Annotated in this window: 3 protein-coding genes; 1 reads left to right on the plus strand and 2 read right to left on the minus strand. The window is 57.7% G+C overall.

What is annotated here, in order from left to right; all coding sequences use genetic code 11:
- Together M0974_RS22255 and M0974_RS22260 are read right to left on the minus strand one after the other, a co-directional pair.
- Positions 1–935 (minus strand): FAD-binding oxidoreductase (locus M0974_RS22255; protein WP_297841823.1); only part of this gene is annotated, 935 nt, incomplete at its 3' end.
- A 170-nt stretch (positions 936–1,105) separates the two neighbouring features.
- Positions 1,106–2,596, minus strand: coding sequence for an aldehyde dehydrogenase family protein (locus M0974_RS22260; RefSeq protein ID WP_297841826.1), 1,491 nt, complete (start codon positions 2,594–2,596; stop codon positions 1,106–1,108).
- Positions 2,597–2,786: 190 nt separating this feature from the next.
- On the opposite strand from M0974_RS22260, the gene M0974_RS22265 reads away from it, so the two are divergent.
- The coding region (locus M0974_RS22265; protein WP_297841829.1) for a LysR substrate-binding domain-containing protein at positions 2,787–3,603 on the plus strand (817 nt) is incomplete at its 3' end.

Here is a 3,603-nt window from a genome sequence, read left to right on the forward strand (position 1 = left end):
AGAAACCAGGCTGGCTTTTGATTGCCATTGCCCAAGCTACCCAACAACAGGCGACCGTCAGCGTCGCGGCGAATGCTGCTCAGTACCTGACGTGTGTCCCAAGAACCTTGACCACCCGGCAAAATCTGCTGTGCGGCGTCTTCAGTCAATGGCGCTGAGGCGACCTGATAGTAATAGCCGGGGAAGAAGTTACGGCGCAGTTCAGTCCATTCGCCTTGGGTGTACGCGTTGGAAGCAATCACTACTTTCTCGGCCAGCACTGCGCCGTGTTCGGTGATAACACACCAGCGGTCACCTTGGCGTTCAAGGCGGGTCACCGGGGAATGATCAAACACCCGGCCGCCTAGACCGACAACCGCCTTGGCCAGGCCACTGGTATAGGCCATCGGGTTAAACGTACCCGCCCGACGATCCAGCAGTGCGGAGGAGATTTTCTGAGTGCCGGTAGCCTCCTGACAGGCCTTGCCCGTGAGCAACTCCACGGGTGCACCACGGCGCTTCCATTGTTCTTCACGACTGCGCAGGTCCGCTTCGCCACGGGCGTTATGCGCCATGTGCAGCGTGCCTTCGCGGCGCAATTGGCAATCGATGCTGTATTTGTCGATCAGGCTGAATACCAGCGACGGTGCGGCGCCGAGCATTTGATTAAGCTGGCTGCCCACTTCTTTGCCGAACCCGGCTTCGATGTCGTCCGGCGGTATCCATAACCCGGCGTTGACCAGCCCGACATTGCGTCCCGACCCGCCGTGACCGGTGCGATGTGCCTCAAGCACGGCAACCGTCTTGCCTTGTTCGAGCAAGTGAACCGCTGCCGACAATCCGGTAATGCCTGCGCCGATCACGCAGACGTCTACCGTTACCTCTCCTTTTAGCGCCTCGGCCTCAGGCCGTTGCGGTGTCAATTTTTCCCACAGACATTCTTCGCGTAGCGGCATCGCAAAACCCCGGAAAGATACATAAGCCTTTAGTTCTTGTGCCGCCTGTTATGCCGTCTTCGCGAATAAATTCGCTCCCACAGGGGACATAGAAATTTCCTGTAGGAGCGAATTTATTCGCGAAGGGGACGGCGCAATCACACTGATGCGCCGCCACTTACCGACTGCTATCAGTCGAAGGTAATCCCTTGCGCCAGCGGCAGCTCAAGCGAGTAGTTCACGGTCGCGGTTTGGCGACGCATGTAACCGCGCCACGAATCGGAGCCCGACTCACGACCACCGCCAGTTTCTTTCTCGCCACCGAAAGCACCGCCGATGTCCGCACCGCTTGGACCGATGTTGACGTTAGCGATCCCGCAATCACTGCCCAACGCGGAGATAAACTGCTCGGCTTCACGCACGTCGGTGGTGAAAATGCACGACGACAGGCCTTGCGGTACTGCGTTGTTCAAACGCACGGCTTCGGCGAAATCTTCGTAGCCGACCACGTACAGAATCGGGGCGAAGGTTTCAGTGCACACCACGTCGCTCTGCTCAGGCATTTCGACAATGGCTGGGGTCACGTAGTAAGCGTTTGGAAACTCTTCAGCCAACACACGCTTGCCGCCAAACACCCGGCCGCCTTCGCTCAACGCCTGCTCCAGAGCGTCTTGCATGTTTTCGTAAGCGCCCTTATCGATCAGCGGACCCACCAGATTGCCTTCCAGCGGATGACCGATGCGCACTTTGGCGTAGGCGGTTTTCAGGCGGCTGACGATTTCAGCTTTGACCGATTCGTGAGCAATCAGACGACGTAAACTGGTGCAACGCTGACCGGCAGTACCGACCGCACTGAAAAGAATGGTGCGAACGGCCAGATCCAGGTCGGCGCTTGGGCCAAGGATCATCGCGTTGTTACCGCCCAGTTCAAGAATGCTGCGCGCAAAACGAGCGGCGATCTTCGGTGCCACTTCACGACCCATGCGCGTACTGCCAGTCGCACTGACCAACGCCACACGTGGATCATCGACCAGGGCTTCACCCGCTTCACGGCCGCCGATCACACACTGGGTCAGATAAGCCGGTGCTTCTGGAAAGTTCTTTAACACGCCGTCGAACAACGCTTGGCAGGCCAATGCGGTCAGCGGAGTTTTTTCTGATGGCTTCCAGATCACCGAGTTACCGCAGACCAGAGCCAACGCAGTGTTCCAGGACCAAACAGCCACCGGGAAGTTGAACGCGCTGATCACGCCGACGACGCCCAGCGGGTGCCAGGTTTCGCGCATGTGGTGGCCAGGACGCTCGGAAGCAATGGTCAAACCGTACAACTGACGCGACAAGCCAACCGCGAAGTCGCAGATGTCGATCATTTCCTGCACTTCACCCAAGCCCTCTTGAGTGATCTTGCCCGCTTCCCACGACACCAACTCGCCCAGGTCAGCCTTGTACTTGCGCAGTGCTTCGCCGAACAAGCGAATCAGCTCGCCACGGCGCGGGGCCGGGACTTTGCGCCAGGCATTGAAAGCGTTTTCAGCACGGGTCACGTGCTGTTCCACTTCCGCTCGCCCTTCCCAATGCACGGATGCCACTTGGCTACCATCAACAGGTGTGTGCACAGCTTGGTTGCCATTCTGGTACAGCGAGGCATCGACACCGAGACGGTTGAGCAAGTCGGTAATCATGGTTTCTCCTGGTTTCTATAAATGAAAAAGCCGAAATAGGGAGCATAAACATAGCGGCTAATGCGTCAGCCGATACTAATAGCTGGCCTGAGACGCGGGAACAAACGACCATTAGGCGAGATATCATTCCGTTTATTCATACTGCCCTTCGCGTGTGTCCTGGCAGTGTCGAAAAACCATAGGCCAGACCATGCTTAACAAACGCCATCTGCCATCGATTACCGCGCTGCAATGTTTTGAAGCGGTGACCCGGCACCTGAGTTTCACCCGCGCCGCAGAAGAACTCAACTTGACTCAAAGCGCGGTCAGCAAGCAAGTCGCACAGCTTGAAGAGCTGGTACAGCACTTGCTGTTTCGCCGAGTACGTCGACGCCTGCAACTGACACCGGCGGGGGCGCTGTACCTGGGCGAAGTGCGCAAAATCCTGGTTCAGATAGAGATGTCCACCCACTACCTGCGTTCTTATGGTGGCGAAACCGAAGTCTTGCGCGTGTCCACCCCGCCCACCTTTGGCGCCCGCTGGCTGGTGCCTCGACTCAAAGGCTGGCGCTTGCGCCATCCGCATATTCACTTGGACTTAGTCAGCGAGCAGGAACAAGACGACCTGATCCAAGGCCGTTGCGATCTGACGTTTTACTTTGGCCAAGGCGCACGCCCCGGTGCCGAATCGGTGAAGCTGTTCAACGAAGAGTTGATTCCGGTGTGCGCGCCCGGCAGTCTGCCAACTACCCCGTTTACTGACCCAACTCAGCTGAGCGAATTGGTGTTGCTGCAAAGTGGTTCACGACCCCAAGCCTGGCATGAATGGTTCGACAGCCAAGGTTATCAAACCGAATACAGCTACCACGGCCCGCGTTTTGAAACGTTCTATATGTGCATACGCGCGGCACAGGTCGGTTGCGGGGTCGCGTTATTGCCGCGTTTTCTGGTCGAAGAAGAGCTGGCAGAAGGCAAGCTGGTCATCCCCTGGCCCCACGCCCTGCCGAGCCATGATGCGTATTACATGG

Origin of the sequence: Pseudomonas sp. (assembly GCF_026224925.1) — a bacterium.
Classification (GTDB): Bacteria; Pseudomonadota; Gammaproteobacteria; order Pseudomonadales; family Pseudomonadaceae; genus Aquipseudomonas.